The sequence below is a fragment of the Vitreoscilla massiliensis genome, assembly GCF_001457815.1.
In the GTDB taxonomy this organism is placed as follows: domain Bacteria; phylum Pseudomonadota; class Gammaproteobacteria; order Burkholderiales; family Neisseriaceae; genus Vitreoscilla; species Vitreoscilla massiliensis.
In genome coordinates this window covers 888,298-907,162 of sequence record NZ_LN898221.1, presented here as the reverse complement: position 1 = coordinate 907,162, position 18,865 = coordinate 888,298, and the positions used below count along the sequence as shown (strand labels likewise).

The window sequence follows — 18,865 nt, the reverse complement described above, 5'->3', positions numbered from 1 at the left end:
GAGGAGCCGCCATGTCACAAGAACTTCAATTTGCCGTCAGCCAATTCTTATTCCACAAATCGGCGCTGTGCGACACGCGCCAATGGGAAGCGTATTTGGATTTGTACGATGAAGACAGCGTCTACCACATCCCACAATGGATAGATGAGCACAACTATGTGCAAGACCCGAATCAAGGCCTGTCTTATATTTATTACGAAGACCGCACCGGTTTGGAAGACCGCGTGTTCCGCATCGGCACAGGTAAGGCCGCCTCGGCCACGCCGCTGCCGCGCACCTGCCATTCGGTTAACAATGTGTTGGTCAAACAATTGGCCGATGGCAATGTCGAGGCCAAGGTCGCTTGGCAAACGCTGTACAACCGTCAAGGTCTGGAAGGTTGCTTCTATGGCCACGCCACTTATGTGTTGCGCCCAGTGGACGGCAGTTTCCGCATCCGCCACCAACACACGGTGTTGTTAAACGACAAAATCGATTCGGTACTGGATTTTTACCACGTCTGAATTGTGCTTAAAAAACAATTTCCTTGCGTGTGTGATGCTTCGCCTTAAGGGGAAAACCAAGCGTTTTGCACAGATAAGCGGGTGCGAAGCGCTTGGCTTGGGGTAAGAAGCGTTTCAAAGCGGCCTGTAAGCATTTACAGGCCGCTATTTTGTGTTGCGGGCATGATGATGGTTACAATCAACACACTTAATGCCAAATCGCAAGAATCGGGTCGGCATCGCCGCCCACTTCGCTTATGCTGTGCGATATCCAGACTGAGCCTAAGGAAACCAACATGACTGACGAGCGCCTGCGCTTTGAGCAAATGGCTGCGGCCATCGCCTATTTGTACGACCATGCCCAAGCACAGCCGAGTTTAAACGAGGTGGCGGCGCATCTGGGCATGAGTCCGCAGCATTTGCAGCGCCAGTTTCAATTGTGGACAGGCGTGAGCCCGAAAAAAATGTTGCAACACATCAGCATAGGCAATGCCAAAAAAGTGTTGCAGCAGCAAGGCAGTGTGTTGGCCGCGGCCTTGGACAGCGGCTTGAGCGGTACAGGCCGCTTGCACGATTTGTTTGTGCAACTCGAAGGCATGACCCCCGGTGCCTACAAACAAGGCGGGGCAGATTTGACCATCTGTTATCACTATGGCGACAGCATCTATGGCGAGGTATTGTTGGCCTGTACCGATGTGGGCGTGTGCTGGTTGGCGTTTGTTGACGACAGAGCGGTGGCGTTGGCCGATTTGCAGGCGGCGTTCCCACACGCACGCTTGCGGCAACAAGCGCATGGTTTGCACGCACCGGTGTGGGCATTTTTGCAGCAAGGCAAGACCGATGTGCCGATTGCCTTGCAAGTGCGCGCGACGCCGTTTCAATTAAAAGTGTGGCAAGCCTTGTTGCAAATACCAGAAGGGCGTTTGCGCTCGTATGGTGACATCGCCCACAGCCTAGGCCACGACAAAGCCGCGCGCGCGGTCGGCAGCGCGGTGGCGCGCAATCCGATTGCAGTGTTAATTCCGTGTCACCGCGTCATCCGCGACAGCGGCATCATCGGCGATTACCGCTGGGGGCGCGGCCGCAAAATGGCCTTATTGGGACAAGAATTGCCTTTATTGGATTGAGGTTTTGTTTATGTTTCAAAGCATCAAAAAAAAGCGGCCTGTAAAGCTTACAGGCCGCTTTGAACATCAGATTAAACCATGTGCTTGGCTCAGGTTTAACAGCTCAGTTTTACCATTTGTAGCTCAAGCTGGCTTCAACACTGCGGCCAGCGCCGTAATAGCAGTAAAAGCTGCATGCGCTAACGTAGTTTTTATCGGTCAAATTGCGCGCGTTCACTTGCACTTGCCAGTCTTTGGCGAAGTTGTATTGCGCCATCGCATCCCACAAGGTGTAGCTTGGGATGGTGTGGCCCGCGTAATACTGGTCGTCGGTGGTGGAACCGACGTAGCGCAATGAGGTGCCGAGTTTCAAGCCGTTTAAGGCACCGGCATTGAATTGGTAAGCCACTTGCGCCGAGGCCATGTGACGCGGAATCATCGGTGAGCGGATGGTGGTGTCGGTGGACAAGTCTTGTTTGGAATCGGTGTAAGTGTAAGCACCGGCGACAGACCAGTTGTCATTCACATTGACATCGGCCTGTAACTCGACGCCACGACCACGGCGCTCACCCGCTTGCACTTGCACGTTGGACGCGTCTGACACTAAAGCATTTTTCTCTTGCAAATCAAAATACGCCAGCGAGAAGCGGCCATCTAAGTTGACTGGGCTGTATTTCAAACCGGCTTCAAATTGGCGGCCTTCGTAAGGCTTGTAAGCACGGTTTTGCGCATCACCGCCGGCAATCGGGCGGAAAGACTCGGAATAATTCACATACGGCGACAAGCCCATGTCAAATTGGTACATCAAGCCAGCGTTGTAAGAGGTGTGGTTGACATCGTAGCCTTGGTCGCTGCTGCCGATATAGCCTGAGCTTTTGGCACGGTCATGGCGCACGCCGAGGTTTACTAACCAATGATTGTCCCATTTGAATTGGTTTTGAGCGTACAGGCCGGTTTGGCGCAATTTGATGTGGTAAGGGTCGCCCGTTAAAGTGATGTCGGCGCCGTATTGCGGATTGAACATGTCCAAGCCTGGTACATAACCAAAGCCATTGTTTTTGCCATCGGTGCTGGAATGCACATAGTCCAAACCGAGCAATAAGGTGTTGTCAAAGCGTTCGCCTTGCCACAGTTTGCTGACGCGGTTGTCCAAGGTGTGCACATCGCTGTCGCCATCGCTGTAAGAATAGCCGCGGTAAGCGGTGCGGTTGCCGTCTGAACCCCACGCAAACACGCCTTGGTTGAGCAAGTCCAAATGGCTGTAGCGGTAGTTTTGGCTGAATTTCCAACCCTGCCCAAAATCGTGTTGGAATTCGTAACCGGCGGTCACTTGGGTGCGGTCGGTTTTGTCAAAATCCGGCTCGCCCATAGAGGTATCGCGGTTGATTTTGCCGTAGGGGGTGTCGATGAGGGTGCCATATGCGGGCAAGAAACCGTTGGTTGGGCGGCCTTTTTCGTGTTGGTAGCTGGCGAGCAAGGTCAGATTGGTGTTGTCGCTGATGTCCCAAGTCAAACTGGGGGCAAAATAATAATGCTTCATATGGGCAAACTCGATTTGGCTGTCTTCGCGCCGTGCTTGTGCCACCACGCGGTAGCGCACACTGTTGTCTTCGCTGAGCACACCGCTGTAATCCGCGCCTATGCTGCCGCGTTTGTCGGTGCCCAGGCCAATTTTCACTTCGCCTGCCGGTTCAGATTTCGGGCGCTTGCTGACCAAATTGACCACGCCGCCGGCATTGGAAGCACCATACAAATTGGAATTGGCGCCTTTAATCACTTCTATGCTTTCCAAGCCATAGGTTTCGGGCAGCCACACAAAAAAGCCATTCGGGGTGGTGACGTTGCCATCGATGGCGACTGAGGCGTCGAAACCGCGGATTTTAAACCAATCGACTTTGTTATCGTTGCCATACATATTGGTCAACACGCCGGCTTGGTTGGCTATCGCTTCATCGACTTTGTGCACGGCGTTCTCGTCCATGCTGCTGCGTTTGATGACGTCGGCAGAACGGGTGTCGTGGAATTTGATGCCACCGACTTTGCCGGCCGAACCGACCACGGTAATGGCTTCCAGTTCGGTGTCGGCTTCGGCGGTGTCATCAGCGACATCGGCAGCGTGTACGGGGGCGTAGGCTAAGAATACGGCGGTGCTCAGCAGCGCCAGATGGAATTTTTTGGAGGAGAGGGTAGACATAAGCGGGTCTCTTGTGCGGGTTAATTAAAAGGATGTTTGGGCACTGGCTGGGTCGTAGTCAGTGAGTTTGCCGGCTTGCATTTGGATGATGCGGTCGGCATGGTGGAAGTATTTGTCATCGTGGCTGATGGCAAAAATGGTGTGGCCTTGCTGCTTTAAGATGGGCAGCAATTGCTCGTAAAACACTTTGCGAAAATGCGGGTCTTGGTCGGCCGCCCATTCGTCCAATACCAATACAGGCCGCTGTTCTACCGCGGCGATGAGCAAACCTAAACGCTTCTTTTGCCCTTGCGACAAGGCGGTGTTTTGGATGTGGCCGTTCACAATGTCGGTTTTGCTGTGCAGGCGCAAATGCTGTAACCACGCGTTGACCAAGTCGGCATCGGCTAACTCACCATCGCCGCTGAGCAAGTGGCTGAACAAATGCACATCGGTAAAGACGCTGGAAAAATACTGACGGTAAGCGCTGCGGTTGCTGGCATCGATTATGGTGTCATCCACACTGATGTGGCCGCTGGCGGGCAGGTACAGGCCGCTTAATAACAGCGACAGCGTGGATTTGCCACTGCCGTTTTGGCCGACCAAAAACACGGTTTCGCCACGTTGCAAGCTAAAGTCCAGCGGTGCTAAGGCAAAACTTGCTGTGGCTTTGCTGGCATCGCCATCGCCGTCATAGGCATACGTTACTTGGTGCAAATGGATGTGTTGCCAATCTTGTGGCAAAGATGCGGCCTGTAAAAAATGGGCAGAAGGTTCGGGCAGCTGCAAATCACTCAAAGCTTGCAGCGCCACCTTGCCTTGCAGCACGGTAGGGTAAGCGCCCACTGCTGCCAGCAACGGCGTGCGGATGAACAATACGGTGATGGCGATGGTGGTGGCGTCGGCGACACTGGCCCAGTGTTGGTAATAGGCGAGGTAGAAAATAAAGCCGACTGCCCCGAGCATCATCACATTGGTCCAATTGCCGGCCAAGGCGTGAAAATTGTCGGCCCAAATCACATGGTGGCGGCGTTTGCGCGCCGTCGGCGTGAAGACTTCTTGGTAAAAACGCTGGGCGCGGTGGCGGTTGAGGCTTAATTCTTTGTGGCCATCGAGCGCGGCCTCGTATTGTTGGAACAAGTCGTTTTCTTGCAGACGCATTTGCCCCAAATGGCGATATACGTGTTTGACGGTGATGTAGCCACCGAGCAAGGTGGCGGCCATCCACAGCAGCGTGACCGCAAACAAACTCGGTGACAAATACAGCAAATAAGCGCTGGCAGCGGCGATGAACAAACCGCCTTGCAGCAATTCTGGCATGCGCACAAACATATAGCTGATGGCCTGAATGTCGCCCGATAAGCTGGCCATGATTTTGCCCTTGCCCAAGGCTTGGATGTGGCGCAAATCGCTGTCCATGATTTGCTTGAGCAAGCACGTGAGCAAGTCGTACACCAATTGGTGGCCCAAACGGGTTAAGGCCATTTGTGCCGCTGTGGCGAGCAACAAATACAGCACTAACAAGCCGACAAACCACGCAATCGCGTGGGCATAGCTTGCATCGGCCTGTAACAAGCGCGTGTTGATAAACGCCAATACCGCCACGCCCATGACACTGGAACACAGTGACAACAGTAACATGATGACAATGCTGCCACGGTAGCGCTGCAGGGCAAAAGACAGGGTTTGGGTAAAATTCATAGTTTTCGCATCAATCTGAAGAAGTAAGCACCGCCGAGCAAAGTGGCCATCAAGCCGGCGGGAATTTCATACGGGTAAACGATTTGGCGACCGAGCCAATCAGCAAACACCATCGCAATCACGGCGATGGTCGCGGCGGCCATCAATTGGTGTAAGGGCTTGTGAAAGCCCAAGAATTTGGCCAGATGTGGCGCCCACAAGCCGACAAAACACATAGGGCCAAGCATTAAGGTTGACAGCGCGGTCAAGATGGCGGCCAACACCACCAAGGCTTTTTGGGTTAAGGCCACGTTCAAGCCCAAGGCTTGCGCCATGGCAGAATTCAAACTTAACAGCCCCAAACAGCGCGCCAAGGGCAAACTCAATACCAATAACACCAGCGCCGCGACGATTAAGCCTTGTGCCAGTGCCGGCGTGGCTTGGTAAGTGGAACCCGACAACCACACCAACACGCTTTGTGCACGTGGGTCGCCGGCGGCCAAAAACACATTGATGAGGGCGTCGAACAAGGCGGCGATGGCCATGCCGGTGAGCAAGATGCGTTCGGGTTGCAGGCCGCTGTTGCGGTTGCAAAACAAGATGGCAGCGAGGGTAACGATGGCCGCGCCTATGCCGCACAACCACACAGCACCGCTGCTGCTGACGCCAAGCAAGATGGCGATGAACACACCTGCGGCAGTGCCGGCGCTGATGCCGAGCAATTCCGGACTGGCCATGGGGTTTAAAGTCATGCGCTGTAAAATCACGCCAGCAGTGGCAAGCATGATGCCGGCAGCGGCGGCCATTAACAGGCGTGGATAGCGCAATAACCACGCATCGCGGTCCAAGCTGATGTGCCAACCGTGCGCGTCTTGCGCCACCCACAAGCTCACCAACAATACCGTCAGCGCCAACACCATCATGATGGCGATGGTGGGGCGGCTGAATGGGGCGATGTGGGCATAGTCTTTGTGGTCTTGCACCAAAGGCTTGGGCAGGGCGCGGAAAATCAGCCACAACAATAAAGGCGCACCGATAAACGCGGTAACCGCACCGGTAGACAACAGCCAACCTGTGCGCAGCGCCAAAATTTGCAAGACCGTATCGGTAAGCAGCAGGAGTAAAGCCCCAATGGCAAACGCGGCCAAGCTTTGGCTTTTGAAACTGCGCAAACCCAAGTGTTTGCTCGCCGCTGCAGCGGCCAAGCCAGCAAAACCCATCATCCCCACCATGCTGACAACGCTGGCGCACAAGAAAGCCGCCAACACCAAACCAATCAAACGCAAGGGCAAGACCGGCACGCCCAAGCTCTGGGCTTGCTCGTCACCCAAACTGAGCATGGACAAGGGTTGGGCCAATACGGCGATGGCGACAAATACCATGCCCGCACGCAGCGCCAAAGCTTGCACATCTTGCCAGCCGTCTTGCACCAAGGAGCCGCTGCTCCATTGCATGATGCCGCGCGCTTCTTCGCTGTAAAACAGCATCAACGTCATGCTGATGCCGCCCAAATACAGGTTCAGAATCAAGCCGGCCAAAATCATGCGCACAGGGTGTAGGCCGTTTTTATACGACAAAGCCAATACCACAGCCATGCTGATCAACGCGCCCACAAAAGCCCACACATCGGCGCGCCACAACATTAATTTGGGGAAAAACAAGGTGACGATTAACAAGGCGATTTGCGCGCCGCTGCTGACGGCCAAGGTATTGTCGGCAGCGAGTGGGTTGCGGGTCAGCTGTTGTAACAACACGCCGCACACCGCCAATACCCCACCAGCGAGCATGGCCATGACCAAACGCGGCAATACCGAAGTTTGTAGCAATAAGCCGTCTAAAGACAGCGACTCAGCATCGGCAAACAGCGTTTGCCAAGCAGGCGCACCACTGTCGCGCCACAAGATGCTGAGACTGATGAGACACAGCAACAGCAGGCTGCTCAATATCCAGCGCCATTTGTGGCTGTTGTCCAAATACAAAGATGGCATCACCATGTGCCCACCTTGTTGCCCGTCAAAGCCGTGGTCAATTCATTGCCAAAGCGCTGCATGGACGGCAAAGCCCCAAAACTCCACACCGCGGGCAACACGGTGTGGTTTACAGGCCGGCTGTAGGGCAGGCGTTGCCACAGCGCGCTTTTGTGTAATTGCTGCGCCACATTGGCCGGATGTGGGTGCACAACAATTAAACGGGTGTTCGCTGGCAGCTTGGACAATTGTAATAAGTCGATTTGGCTAAAGCCCCAAGCATTGGTCGGCTGCTGCCATGCATTGCGCAAATGCAGTTGTGCCAAGGCTTGGCCGTACATGCTGTTGTGGCCGTACACGCGCAAGTGGCGCGCATCAATGAATTGCACTATCACGTAAGGTCGCTGCGCATGTGGTGCCAACTGTTTACTCTGGCGGGCAAACTGTTGGTTGGCTTGGCGGATTAAGGTTTCGGCGGCGGCGGGTTGGTGTATGAGTTTGCCCAAGGCGCGGGTTTGCGCCACGCTGTGTTGCCATGCTATGCCTTTGGGTGTGAAGAAATCGAGGCTCACACTTTGGGCATTCGGTATCGCCCGCGCTTGCAACTGCATAAACCACGATGAATTCAGCACCAAATCAGGGCGCAATTGGCGGATCAACTCCAAATTCGGTTGCGAGCGCAAACCGATGTCGACGGTCTGAGGCGGTAAGACAGGTTGTGCCACCCAGCGCTGATAAGCGCGTTTGTCGCCGACCCCGATTGGTGCATGACCCATTGCCACCAGCGTTTCCACGATGGCCCAATCGGACGAGATGATTTTGAGGCTTTGTGCGTGCAAACCTAGAGACAGCAGACACAACAACAGTCCGATAAGCGGCCTGTAAAGGTTTACAGGCCGCATCATAATAAGGCCACAGTGTGTTGGTTAAGTGGATGGGGCAATAAGGACAAGGCCACGCCATAGATGTCTTGCAACTTGGCTTGTGTCATCAATTCGGCTGGCGTTTCGTCGTAGAGCAAGCGCCCGTGTTTGATGGCGACCAAACGGTCGCAGTATTGCGCCGCCAGATTGATGTCGTGGATGACGATGATGACACCCAAACCCAATTCATGCGCCAGACGTCGCACCAATTGTATGACCTCCAATTGGTGGGCAATATCCAGCGCTGCCAAGGGTTCGTCCAGCAGCAAATAACGGCTTTGCTGCGCCACACACATGGCCAAAAACACGCGGTGGCGTTCGCCGCCGGAGAGGGTGTCGACCAATTGTGCTGCAAACGCTTCGGTGTGGGTGAGTTTTAAGGCTTCGGCCACAATGCGCTCATCGTCTTGGTTCATGCGCGTCATCAAGCCATGCCATGCAAAACGCCCCATTTGCACCAATTCGCTGACGGTGAGTCCAGTAGCGGCGGGCAAGTGTTGCGGCAAATAGGCCAGCTCGCGTGCCAAAGCCTTGCTGCGCCACCATTGTAAGGACTTACCATCCAGCAAGACCTCACCACTGCTGGGCTTGAGCTGCTTGGCCAGCAGTTTGAGCAGGGTGGATTTGCCTGAGCCATTGTGGCCGATGAGGCCGGTGACCGTGCCAGTGGCGAATTGCAAAGACATCGGCTGCAGTAATTGGCGCTGCGGCACGTTGAACTCAAGCTGATTGAGCGATAACAAAACTGATTCCTATTTAGGTTGGGCTGTGATTGTAGGCAATATTGGGGTGTGGTGCTAAATGAATATTAACTATAACAATTATCATTATCATAGATTGTGAGAATATGCGCCGGTAAGCCTTGCTATTGCTGGATGTTGATATGCATATGGGGTAGTTTGTTTGCGATGATGTAGCTGATTTTTGGCCAATGGCGCAACAATGCAGTACAGTTTCTATTGATGGAAGATGATGATTGCTTGAGTATGGCTGAGCTGAGGCACCCAAGTGGCGGTATTGGTAGGTGTAAAAACACCCGTCTCACTGGCTTACCCATACCAACATGTTGGTACAGGCCGCATTTTATATGGACAGGTGTTGGCCAATAGCGATGGCAACGAACTGTCGCAAACTTGCCTTCCGCCGCGATGGCGCTGGGCATGCGCTCAAACCGATGCGGTGGGGCGTTGCCATTCTTTGCGCAACAGCGCGTATTGCATGGTGTCTTTGTAAACAGGTTTTCCTGTGGCATCGTTTCGGAAGAAAACAAACTCTTTGAAAATACCTTCACGACGCATGCCCAGTTTTAAGCACAGCTTTTCCAATGTGGCGACGTCTGGTGCGCGAAAGTTTCGCTGAGTCGGGCGTTCTGTTTCGATAGGATGTATGTCTCAACAGTCTTGAGTATAAACCGACAGGCTAGCTGAAATGCTGGTTGGGTCAGTCTGTTAGCCGTTCAAGATGTGCTGCCGCATTTGTCTCAAGCAGTATGCTGCAGGTGTGTTGTGGAGATGATTGCATCTTTAATATTCGAGTAGTCAGCGGCAATGATAAAAAGCGGCCTGTAAACATTTACAGGCCGCTTGTGTCAGACTTTGAATCTTGCTGTGTTTAATCAAATGCTTTGCGGGCATTGACGAACATGTGTAACCACGCGCTGTTGTCATTCCAGCCTTCAGGTTGCCAGCTCATTTGCGCGGTGCGGAACACGCGCTCTGGGTGCGGCATCATGATGGTGGCGCGGCCGTCGGCAGAAGTCACGCCGGCTATCGCTTGTGGTGAACCATTCGGATTCAATGGATAGGTTTGGGTCAAGTGGTTTTGACCGTCTACATATTGCAAGGCGATGTTGACTTGGTCGATATTGCCGTGTTGGGCAAAATCGGCGCGGCCTTCACCGTGGCTGACCACCACAGGCATAGAGCTGCCAGCCAAGGCCGACAAGAATACCGATGGCGATTCTGGGATGGTTACCATGCTCAAGCGCGCTTCAAATTGCTCTGATTCATTGCGGGCAAAACGCGGCCAGTTGGCGGCACCCGGAATGATGTCGGCCAATTGGCTCATCATTTGACAGCCGTTACACACGCCCAAAGACACGCTGTCTGGACGGGCAAAGAAGGCGGCAAACATGTCGCGCAATTCGGGATTGAACAAGATGGACTTGGCCCAACCTTGACCCGCGCCCAAGACGTCGCCATACGAGAAACCACCACAAGCGGCCAAGGCTTGGAAGTCTTGCAAGTGGTGACGACCGGCGAACAAGTCGCTCATGTGTACGTCGTAAGCATCGAAGCCGGCTTTGGTAAACGCCGCCGCCATTTCGATTTGGCCGTTCACGCCTTGCTCGCGCAAGATGGCGATTTTCGGTTTGGCACCGCTGTTGATGTAAGGTGCGGTAATGTCGGCATTGACATCAAACGTGGTGTGGGCAAACAAGCTGTTGCGTTTGTCGTCGCCGATTAAGGCAAATTCGCTGTCGGCACAAGCGGGATTGTCGCGCAAGCGTTGGATGTGGTACGAGGTTTCGCTCCACGCTTTTTGCATGTCGATGCGCGATTCGTTCAGCAAAATCATGTTGCCGTTTTGCACGATCAAGCGGTCGGTGGTGTTGGTGCTGCCGAAGTTGTACACACAATCGGCCAAGCCAGCGGCGGCAAATGCGGCCTGTACGGCTTCCACTTTGTCGTGCGCCACTTGCAATACCGCACCCAATTCTTCACTGAACAGGCTGCGCACGATGGTGTCGTTGAGGTTGTGCGCGTGGTTGTGGCATTTTTCCAAGACTTTGGCCATGTTGATGCTGACACCGATGTGCGAGGCAAACATCATTTCCGCCAAAGTGGTGAGCAAGCCACCATCGCCACGGTCGTGGTAGGCCAACACATCGCCATTGGCAATCAATTGTTGTACCACGGCAAAGAAGCTGCCCAAGGCTGCTTGGTCGTCGACATCAGGTGACACACCTTGCAAAGTCTTGTGCACTTGGGTCAAGGCGCTGCCACCCAAGCGGTTTTGACCGCAACCCAAATCCACTAACAACAAGCTGCTGTCGCAGGCTTTCAATTCAGGGGTGACGGTTTTGCGCACGTCTTGTACCGGCGTGAACGCGGTGATGATGCACGACAGTGGTGCCACCACGGTTTTTTGTTCGCCATTTTCTTGCCATGCGGTTTTCATCGACAACGAGTCTTTGCCCACCGGAATGCTCACGCCCAAGTTTTGGCAGATTTCCGATACGGCTTCAACCGTGCGGTACAATTTCTCGTCTTCACCGGCCACGCCGCAAGGCGCCATCCAGTTGGCCGACAATTTGATGTTACCGATGTCGCCGATGTCAGTGGCCGCAATATTGGTCAAGGCTTCGGCCACGGCCATGCGGCCTGAAGCTGGTGCGTCAAACAAGGCCAATGGCGCTTTTTCGCCCATGGACATTGCTTCACCTTGGTAGGTATTAAAGCCCATCAAGGTCACGGCACAGTTGGCCACTGGCGTTTGGAAACGGCCGACCAATTGGTCTTGGTAAGTCATGCCGCCAACCGAACGGTCACCAATCGAAATCAAGAAGTTTTTGTTGGCCACAGTCGGCAAGCGCAACACGCGGTACAGGCTTTCTTTGACATCGATTTTGCTGGTGTCAAATTCTGGGGTGTGTACCGTTACAGTGCTGTCGGTACGCACGGTGCGTGGCGGTTTGCCGAGCAACACATTCAATGGCAAGTCGACAGGATTGTTATCAAACAAATCGTCGCGCACTTGCAAGTGGCCGTCGTCAGTAGCCGTACCCACTACCGCAAACGGGCAACGCTCGCGTTCGGCCATGGCGCGGAAAGCGTCCAAGTCTTGCGGCAAAATCGACAACACATAGCGCTCTTGTGCTTCGTTACACCAGATTTGCAATGGGGTTAAGCCTTCTTCTTCCAAAGGCACTTGGCGCAATTCAAAAATCGCACCGCGACCGGCGTCGTTCACCAATTCAGGGAAGGCGTTAGACAAACCACCGGCGCCGACGTCGTGTATGGCGATAATCGGGTTGTTTTCACCCAATTGCCAGCAACGGTCTATGACTTCTTGCGCACGGCGTTCGATTTCAGGGTTGCCACGTTGCACGGAGTTGAAGTCCAACTCGGCCGCGTTTTCACCGGTGGCCATAGACGAGGCTGCGCCGCCGCCCAAACCGATTAACAAACCTGGGCCGCCCAATTGAATCAGCAAAGCGCCTTCAGGAATGATGTTCTTGTGGGTTTGTTGGTCTTGGATATTGCCCAAGCCGCCGGCAATCATGATGGGCTTGTGGTAGCCGCGCATGGTGCCATGGAACAACTCTTCAAACGTGCGGAAGTAACCCAATAAATTCGGACGACCGAATTCATTGTTAAACGCGGCGCCGCCAATTGGGCCTTGAATCATGATGTCCAAAGCGCTGGCGATGTGAGCCGGTTTGCCGTATTGCGGCTGCGTTACTTGGTAGTTTTCCCAAGCTTGGGTGAATTCAGGAATGTTCAAGTTAGACACGCTAAAGCCGGTCAAACCTGCTTTAGGACGTGAACCGCGGCCTGTAGCGCCTTCGTCACGAATCTCACCGCCATTACCGGTGGCCGCGCCTGCAAACGGGGCAATCGCGGTCGGGTGGTTGTGGGTTTCCACTTTCATCAAGATGTGGGTCAATTCGTGGCTGTAGCGGTAGCCTTGTTTTTCGCCAGCGCGTGGGTAGAAGCGCTCAATGTTGGCACCTTCAATCACCGAAGCATTGTCTTTGTATGCTACTACTGTGCCTTTAGGCGATTTTTGGTGGGTAGCGCGGATCATGCCGAACAAGGTGTTCGGTTGTTTTTCACCGTTTAAGATGAATTCGGCATTGAAAATTTTGTGACGGCAATGTTCTGAGTTTGCTTGGGCAAACATCATCAATTCCACGTCGTTGGGATTGCGTTTTAACACTTGGTAGTTTTCGACCAAGTAATCAATTTCGTCTTCAGACAGTGCCAAACCCATGCTGGTATTGGCAGCCACCAAAGCCTCGCGACCACCGCCCAACACATCGACCGAAGCAAAGCTTTCGTCTTGAATGCGTTCAAACAGCAAATAGGCGTCAGCCATATTGGTCATTACCGATTCGGTCATGCGGTCGTGTAACAAGGCTTGCCATGCCACAACTTGCTCGGCATTCAAATCCGCCGCCAACCACAAAGCCGTGGCGCGCTCGATGCGCAAACCGGCGGCTTTAATGCCGCAATTGCGGGCAATGTCGGTGGCTTTAGACGACCATGGTGAAATGGTGCCCAAGCGCGGGGTGATTAAGCACAGTTGTTCGCTGCGCTCAGTGTTAGAAGGGCGTTCGGCATTCAACAAATCACACAAACGAGCAACCTCGTCTGCAGACAACACAGCATCGCTGTGGATGAAATACCAAAACTCACTGCTCAATTGGGCTTGTTCAGGCAGATGCAATTTGCGCGCTTGTTGATTCAGTTGATCAATACGGAATGACGACAGCGCGGTTTGACCGCGTAACGATAGCACTTCAGGCATGATGTCTCGCAAAGCTGATAAATAGGGGGTAAAAGTGACAGGCCGTCATCATACCTGAAATCGCGGTAAATTGCCTTAATAATCCGCCTTCATTACGCTGAAAATTCTCATTTGGCAAGGCTTGGCAAATATGGCTGCATTGGTTACAGTGTTACTGAGCAGGTTTTTTTTAGGTTTAGGGAGTAGAGTATGAAAAAAGTAGAAGCGATTATCAAGCCATTCAAATTGGATGAAGTGCGTGAAGCCTTAACAGAAGTGGGCATTACCGGCATGACGGTGACCGAAGTGAAAGGTTTTGGTCGCCAAAAAGGCCATACCGAGATTTACCGCGGTGCCGAGTATGCGGTTGATTTTTTACCGAAAATCAAATTGGAGTTGGTATTGCCAGACGCCTTGGTAGAGCAAGCGGTAGAAACCATCATACAGGCCGCTCATTCAGGCAAAATTGGCGATGGTAAAATCTTTGTTTCCAATATTGAACAAGCCATTCGCATTCGTACTGGCGAACGCGACGACGCTGCTGTTTAAGCCTGGTTGTCGTGCTGCACCCAAATCAGCACTGTTGATTTGGGTTTTGTTTTGGCATGAAAAAGTGCGCACAAAAAAAAGGTGTGATTATTCATCACACCCAAACACACACATCAAGAGGAAACTGGTTAATGCTGATGGGGATTACTCGGCCTGATTTTGCTGGTGTTTTTGTTCATCTTTTTTCACCTGTTTTCTGACCCAAAACCCAATCACCACCGATATCAACACACACACCACGATGGTAATGGTGGACAAAATGCCGACATCGGATTTGAACAATTCTGCAAACACATCCATTTTGGTCTCGCTTTCATGAAAGTCTTGGTTAACTCATGATGCTGCTCGTGACGGGTGTTTGTATTATTGTTATTTCGATGTAAGTCATCATAAGGGGATTTTGTGGTGGTATTTTTGATTCATGTCAACAGAATCAAAATTGCAAAATAAATCTTAAAAATCATTTGATTAGATTTTATTGGAATTTTATTCTAAATTGAAACTCAGTGTTTCTTCATCTGCATTAATGCCGCAATGATTTATGTCTTATTAATATTGTAATGGCGAATTTGAATGATTAAATGACGCTAAACTGCCGCGACAGTACTGGGCTTCTGCTAAGATGGGCCATACTGTGTATTAAGCACGAAACCCAGATACCGAATACATGAGGACAGAAACGACATGCAAATTATTAAAACCCGTGCCGCCGTGGCTTGGGCACCTAATGAGCCTTTAAAAATTGAAGAATTGGATTTGATGCCGCCACAAAAAGGCGAGGTGTTGGTGCGCATCGTCGCCACTGGCGTGTGCCATACCGATGCCTATACCTTATCAGGTCAAGATTCTGAAGGCGTGTTCCCGTGCGTATTGGGACACGAAGGCGCCGGCATTGTTGAAGCCGTTGGTGAAGGCGTGACTTCGGTGGCGGTAGGCGACCATGTGATTCCGCTGTACACCGCCGAATGTGGTCAATGCAAATTCTGCCTGTCTGGCAAAACCAATTTGTGCTCGTCTGTGCGCGAAACCCAAGGCAAGGGCTTGATGCCCGATGGTACGGTGCGCTTTTTCAAAGATGGCCAACCGATATTCCACTATATGGGTTGTTCAACCTTCTCCGAATACACGGTGGTGGCGGAAGTGTCTCTGGCCAAAATCCAGCCGGAAGCCGATTTGAACGAAGTGTGTTTGCTGGGCTGTGGCGTGACCACCGGCATGGGCGCGGTGATGAACACCGCCAAAGTCAAACGCGGTGACACCGTGGCGATTTTTGGTTTGGGCGGCATTGGCTTGGCTGCGATTATTGGCGCACGCATGTCGGGCGCGAAACGCATCATCGGCATAGACACCAACCCGAGCAAATTTGCGATGGCGCAAAAATTGGGCGCTACTGATGTGGTGAACCCCAAAGACCATGACCAACCGATACAGCAAGTAATCGTAGAGATGACCGACGGCGGCGTTGATTACTCGTTTGAGTGCATAGGCAATGTTGAGGTAATGCGTGCGGCCTTGGAATGCTGTCACAAAGGTTGGGGCGAATCCATCATCATCGGCGTGGCACCGGCTGGAGCAGAAATTGCCACGCGCCCATTCCAATTGGTGACGGGTCGAGTGTGGCGCGGTTCGGCGTTTGGTGGCGTGAAAGGCCGTTCCGAATTGCCAGGTATCATCCAGCAATACATGAATGGTGAATTTGCCTTGAGCGATTTCATTACCCACACCATGCCTTTGGACGACATCAATACCGCGTTTGATTTGATGCATGAAGGCAAATCCATCCGCAGCGTGGTGCATTATTAAAGTAAGATGAGGATAAGCGGCCTGTAACAGCTTTACAGGCCGCTTGTGTTGTTACTACGGCTACCTCGCCAGAAGTCAGTAAAGGATAAACATGTCATTGCAATTGGTCAGCAGTCAAAAAATGTTCAATGGTTGGCAACAGCGTTACCGCCATCAATCCGAAGTCAATCAGTGTGAGATGACGTTTTCGGTGTATGTGCCGTTTCGGGTGGCACAAGGCCACAAAGTGCCGGTGGTGTATTGCTTGTCTGGCTTAACCTGCAGTGATGAAAATTTTTCCACCAAAGCCGGCGCGCAGCAATATGCAGCGCAATTGGGCTTGATGTTGGTGATGCCCGATACCAGCCCGCGTGGCGAGGGTGTGGCCGATGATGCCGCCTATGATTTGGGGCAGGGGGCGGGTTTTTATGTCAATGCCACCGCCGCGCCGTGGGCAGCGCATTACCGCATGTACGATTACATCGTGTCGGAATTGCCGGCCTTAATCGAGGCCCATTTTCAAGTGACGAAAGAGCGCGCCATCATGGGACACTCTATGGGTGGCCACGGTGCGTTGATGATAGCCTTGCGCAATACCGACCGTTACAGCAGCGTCAGTGCGTTTGCGCCGATTGTGAATCCCATGGATGTGCCGTGGGGACAAAAAGCGTTTGCTGCGTATTTGGGCGAGGACAGCAAGGCGTGGGCACAATACGATGCGTGCCATTGCGTTAACCATGCGACCAAACGTATTCCGATTTTAATCGACCAAGGCAGCGCCGACGATTTTTACCCAAGCCAATTGCAACCAGAAAAATTTGTCACCGCTGCCAAAGTGGCAGGTTTGCCAGTACGCTACAATATGCGGCCTGAATATGACCACAGTTATTATTTCATCGCCAGCTTCGTGGAAAGCCATTTGTCCTTCCATGCCGAGCATTTGGGCTTGTAAAGCGATGAAATTTGTAAGGAAATGTTTTTGATATGTAAGCAATTGTGCTGAGCATATGACAAAAAAGCATTTCAAGTATGGCAGCGCTTGGTTTAGTATAGCGTCCTGTAAACGACCCAGCGCTGTTTAAGACACGCATTAAGAGAATACACAATGAATATCATGAAAACCTTACCATTGACCTTGTTAACCGGTTTGATTTTAAGCGCGTGTGGTGGTCAAAGCACCAATACCGCAGCGCCAGCAGACAAAGCCGCTTCCGGCACCACGGCGCCAGCAAGCGAAACCGCAGCAGCGCCAGCCGGTGGCAGCTTGGCCGATCGCATTGCCAACAAAGGCACCATCGTGGTGGGCACTGAAGGCACTTACGCGCCTTTCACCTTCCGCAATGACAAAGGCGAATTGACTGGCTACGATGTGGACGTGATGAACGAAGTTGCCAAGCGTTTGGGCGTGAAAGTGGAATACAAAGAAACCCAATGGGACGCGATTTTTGCCGGTTTGAACAGCAACCGCTTTGACTTGATTGCCAACCAAGTGGGTGTGAACGACGAGCGCAAAGCCAAATACGAATTCTCACAACCTTACACTTATTCTCGTCCTGTAGTGGTCACCCGTGCCGATGACACTTCAATTACCAAATTTGAAGACATCAAAGGCAAGAAAACTGCCCAATCTTTGACCAGTAATTACGGCAAAATGGCGGAAAAATACGGTGCCGACATCACTGGCGTGGAAGGTTTGGCGCAAGCGATTGAGTTGTTGAAACAAAAACGCATCGATTTGACTTTGAACGACGAATTGGCGATTTTGGACTTCTTGAAAACCAAAGGCGATGCCGGTTTGAAAATTGCCTTGCGTGGCGATGATGTGGAAACCATGGCGTTTGTGTTCAACAAAGGCAATGAAAAAGCGATTGCTGACGTGAACAAAGCCTTAGAAGCCATGCACCAAGACGGTACTTTGGCCAAGATTTCTAACCAATACTTTGGTAAAGATGTCAGCGTTAAATAACCTATTGGCAAGTTTGCCATTCATGACACCAGAGCGGGCTGATATTCTCATCAGCTCGTTTTGGCCTATGGTGGTGGCGACGCTGCAATACACCATTCCCTTGGCTTTGGCCTCGTTTGCTATCGGTCTCATCATCGCGGTCGTGACCGCGGTGGTGCGGGTGATGCCACGCGATGCCGCATGGAAAAAAGTGTTGTACGCCATCGCCCGCGTGTATGTGTCGATGATACGCGGCACGCCGATGTTGGTGCAGATTTTCATCATCTTCTACGGCTTGCCTGCGGTTGGGGTGACGCTGGACCCGTTTCCAACGGCCATCATTGCGTTTGCCTTGAATGTGGGCGCGTATGCGTCGGAAATCATCCGTGCGGCGATAGAGTCGGTGGAACGAGGACAATGGGAAGCGGGCTACTCCGGTGGCATGTCGTATTTCCAAGTGTTGCGCTACATCGTGTTGCCTCAAGCGATGCCGGTATCGGTGCCGCCTTTGTCCAATACCTTTATTTCCTTGGTCAAAGACACCTCTTTGGCATCGCTGGTATTGGTGACCGAATTGTTTCGGGTGGCGCAAGCCGTGGCCGCACGCACGTATGAATTTTTATTGGTGTATGCCGAAGCGGCATTGATTTACTGGATTGTGTGCTTGATTTTGGGCTTGGGCCAAGAGCGTTTGGAACAATACTTTAACCGCTACCGCAATCGCCATTGAAATAAATCAGCTAAAAG

15 protein-coding genes are annotated in these 18,865 nt (G+C 52.5%); 7 read left to right on the top strand and 8 right to left on the bottom strand.

Annotated elements, in window-relative coordinates; all coding sequences use genetic code 11:
• The first annotated feature begins 11 nt into the window (after nt 1-11).
• Together antB and BN3003_RS15855 are read left to right on the top strand one after the other, a co-directional pair.
• The gene (gene antB / locus BN3003_RS15860) at nt 12-503 is read left to right on the top strand and encodes an anthranilate 1,2-dioxygenase small subunit (RefSeq protein ID WP_058357593.1); all 492 of its coding nucleotides are present in this window, start codon (nt 12-14) and stop codon (nt 501-503) included.
• Nucleotides 504-778: 275 nt separating this feature from the next.
• On the top strand, nt 779-1,609 hold the full coding sequence (locus BN3003_RS15855; protein WP_082625700.1) for a bifunctional transcriptional activator/DNA repair enzyme AdaA: 831 nt from the start codon (nt 779-781) through the stop codon (nt 1,607-1,609).
• 109 nt (nt 1,610-1,718) lie between these two features.
• Here BN3003_RS15855 and BN3003_RS15850 read toward each other — a convergent pair whose 3' ends face one another.
• From BN3003_RS15850 to purL, 7 genes are all read right to left on the bottom strand, one after another.
• On the bottom strand, nt 1,719-3,782 hold the full coding sequence (locus BN3003_RS15850) for a TonB-dependent siderophore receptor (protein ID WP_058357591.1): 2,064 nt from the start codon (nt 3,780-3,782) through the stop codon (nt 1,719-1,721).
• Between the two features lie 24 nt (nt 3,783-3,806).
• Entirely contained in the window at nt 3,807-5,462 is a 1,656-nt protein-coding gene (locus BN3003_RS15845; protein ID WP_058357590.1) for a multidrug ABC transporter permease/ATP-binding protein, read from the bottom strand.
• Nucleotides 5,459-7,435: a Fe(3+)-hydroxamate ABC transporter permease FhuB gene (gene fhuB / locus BN3003_RS15840; protein ID WP_058357589.1), complete on the bottom strand. Its 1,977-nt coding sequence runs from the start codon at nt 7,433-7,435 to the stop codon at nt 5,459-5,461. Before fhuB ends, BN3003_RS15845 begins: the two co-directional genes overlap by 4 nt.
• The gene (locus BN3003_RS15835; protein ID WP_082625699.1) at nt 7,429-8,313 is read right to left on the bottom strand and encodes an ABC transporter substrate-binding protein; all 885 of its coding nucleotides are present in this window, start codon (nt 8,311-8,313) and stop codon (nt 7,429-7,431) included. The genes fhuB and BN3003_RS15835 overlap by 7 nt, the downstream gene beginning before the upstream one ends.
• Entirely contained in the window at nt 8,310-9,074 is a 765-nt protein-coding gene (locus tag BN3003_RS15830) for an ABC transporter ATP-binding protein (protein WP_244796702.1), read from the bottom strand. The genes BN3003_RS15835 and BN3003_RS15830 overlap by 4 nt, the downstream gene beginning before the upstream one ends.
• Before the next feature lie 423 nt (nt 9,075-9,497).
• Nucleotides 9,498-9,629, bottom strand: coding sequence for a hypothetical protein (locus tag BN3003_RS19245; protein WP_267886152.1), 132 nt, complete (start codon nt 9,627-9,629; stop codon nt 9,498-9,500).
• A gap of 313 nt (nt 9,630-9,942) precedes the next feature.
• Nucleotides 9,943-13,863 (bottom strand): phosphoribosylformylglycinamidine synthase, encoded by a 3,921-nt coding sequence (gene purL, locus BN3003_RS15820; RefSeq protein ID WP_058357586.1) that lies wholly within the window; start codon nt 13,861-13,863, stop codon nt 9,943-9,945.
• Between the two features lie 189 nt (nt 13,864-14,052).
• Here purL and BN3003_RS15815 point away from each other — a divergent pair, with 189 nt between their 5' ends.
• Nucleotides 14,053-14,391 (top strand): P-II family nitrogen regulator, encoded by a 339-nt coding sequence (locus BN3003_RS15815; protein ID WP_058357585.1) that lies wholly within the window; start codon nt 14,053-14,055, stop codon nt 14,389-14,391.
• Between the two features lie 144 nt (nt 14,392-14,535).
• Here the strand turns inward: BN3003_RS15815 and BN3003_RS18500 are convergent, their stop codons facing one another.
• Nucleotides 14,536-14,691, bottom strand: coding sequence for a DUF3149 domain-containing protein (locus tag BN3003_RS18500; protein WP_082625698.1), 156 nt, complete (start codon nt 14,689-14,691; stop codon nt 14,536-14,538).
• A gap of 384 nt (nt 14,692-15,075) precedes the next feature.
• On the opposite strand from BN3003_RS18500, the gene BN3003_RS15810 reads away from it, so the two are divergent.
• The 4 genes from BN3003_RS15810 (at nt 15,076) to BN3003_RS15795 (ending at nt 18,848) form a co-directional block, all read left to right on the top strand.
• Entirely contained in the window at nt 15,076-16,194 is a 1,119-nt protein-coding gene (locus BN3003_RS15810; protein ID WP_058357584.1) for an S-(hydroxymethyl)glutathione dehydrogenase/class III alcohol dehydrogenase, read from the top strand.
• 97 nt (nt 16,195-16,291) lie between these two features.
• Nucleotides 16,292-17,125 carry an S-formylglutathione hydrolase gene (gene fghA, locus BN3003_RS15805; RefSeq protein ID WP_058358088.1) on the top strand — a complete coding sequence of 278 codons (834 nt, stop codon included), beginning with the start codon at nt 16,292-16,294 and terminating at the stop codon, nt 17,123-17,125.
• Nucleotides 17,126-17,278: 153 nt separating this feature from the next.
• Entirely contained in the window at nt 17,279-18,139 is an 861-nt protein-coding gene (locus BN3003_RS15800) for an amino acid ABC transporter substrate-binding protein (protein ID WP_108721547.1), read from the top strand.
• Complete coding sequence (locus BN3003_RS15795; protein WP_058357582.1) at nt 18,123-18,848, top strand: amino acid ABC transporter permease; 726 nt, start codon at nt 18,123-18,125, stop codon at nt 18,846-18,848. Before BN3003_RS15800 ends, BN3003_RS15795 begins: the two co-directional genes overlap by 17 nt.
• The last annotated feature ends 17 nt before the right edge of the window (nt 18,849-18,865 follow it).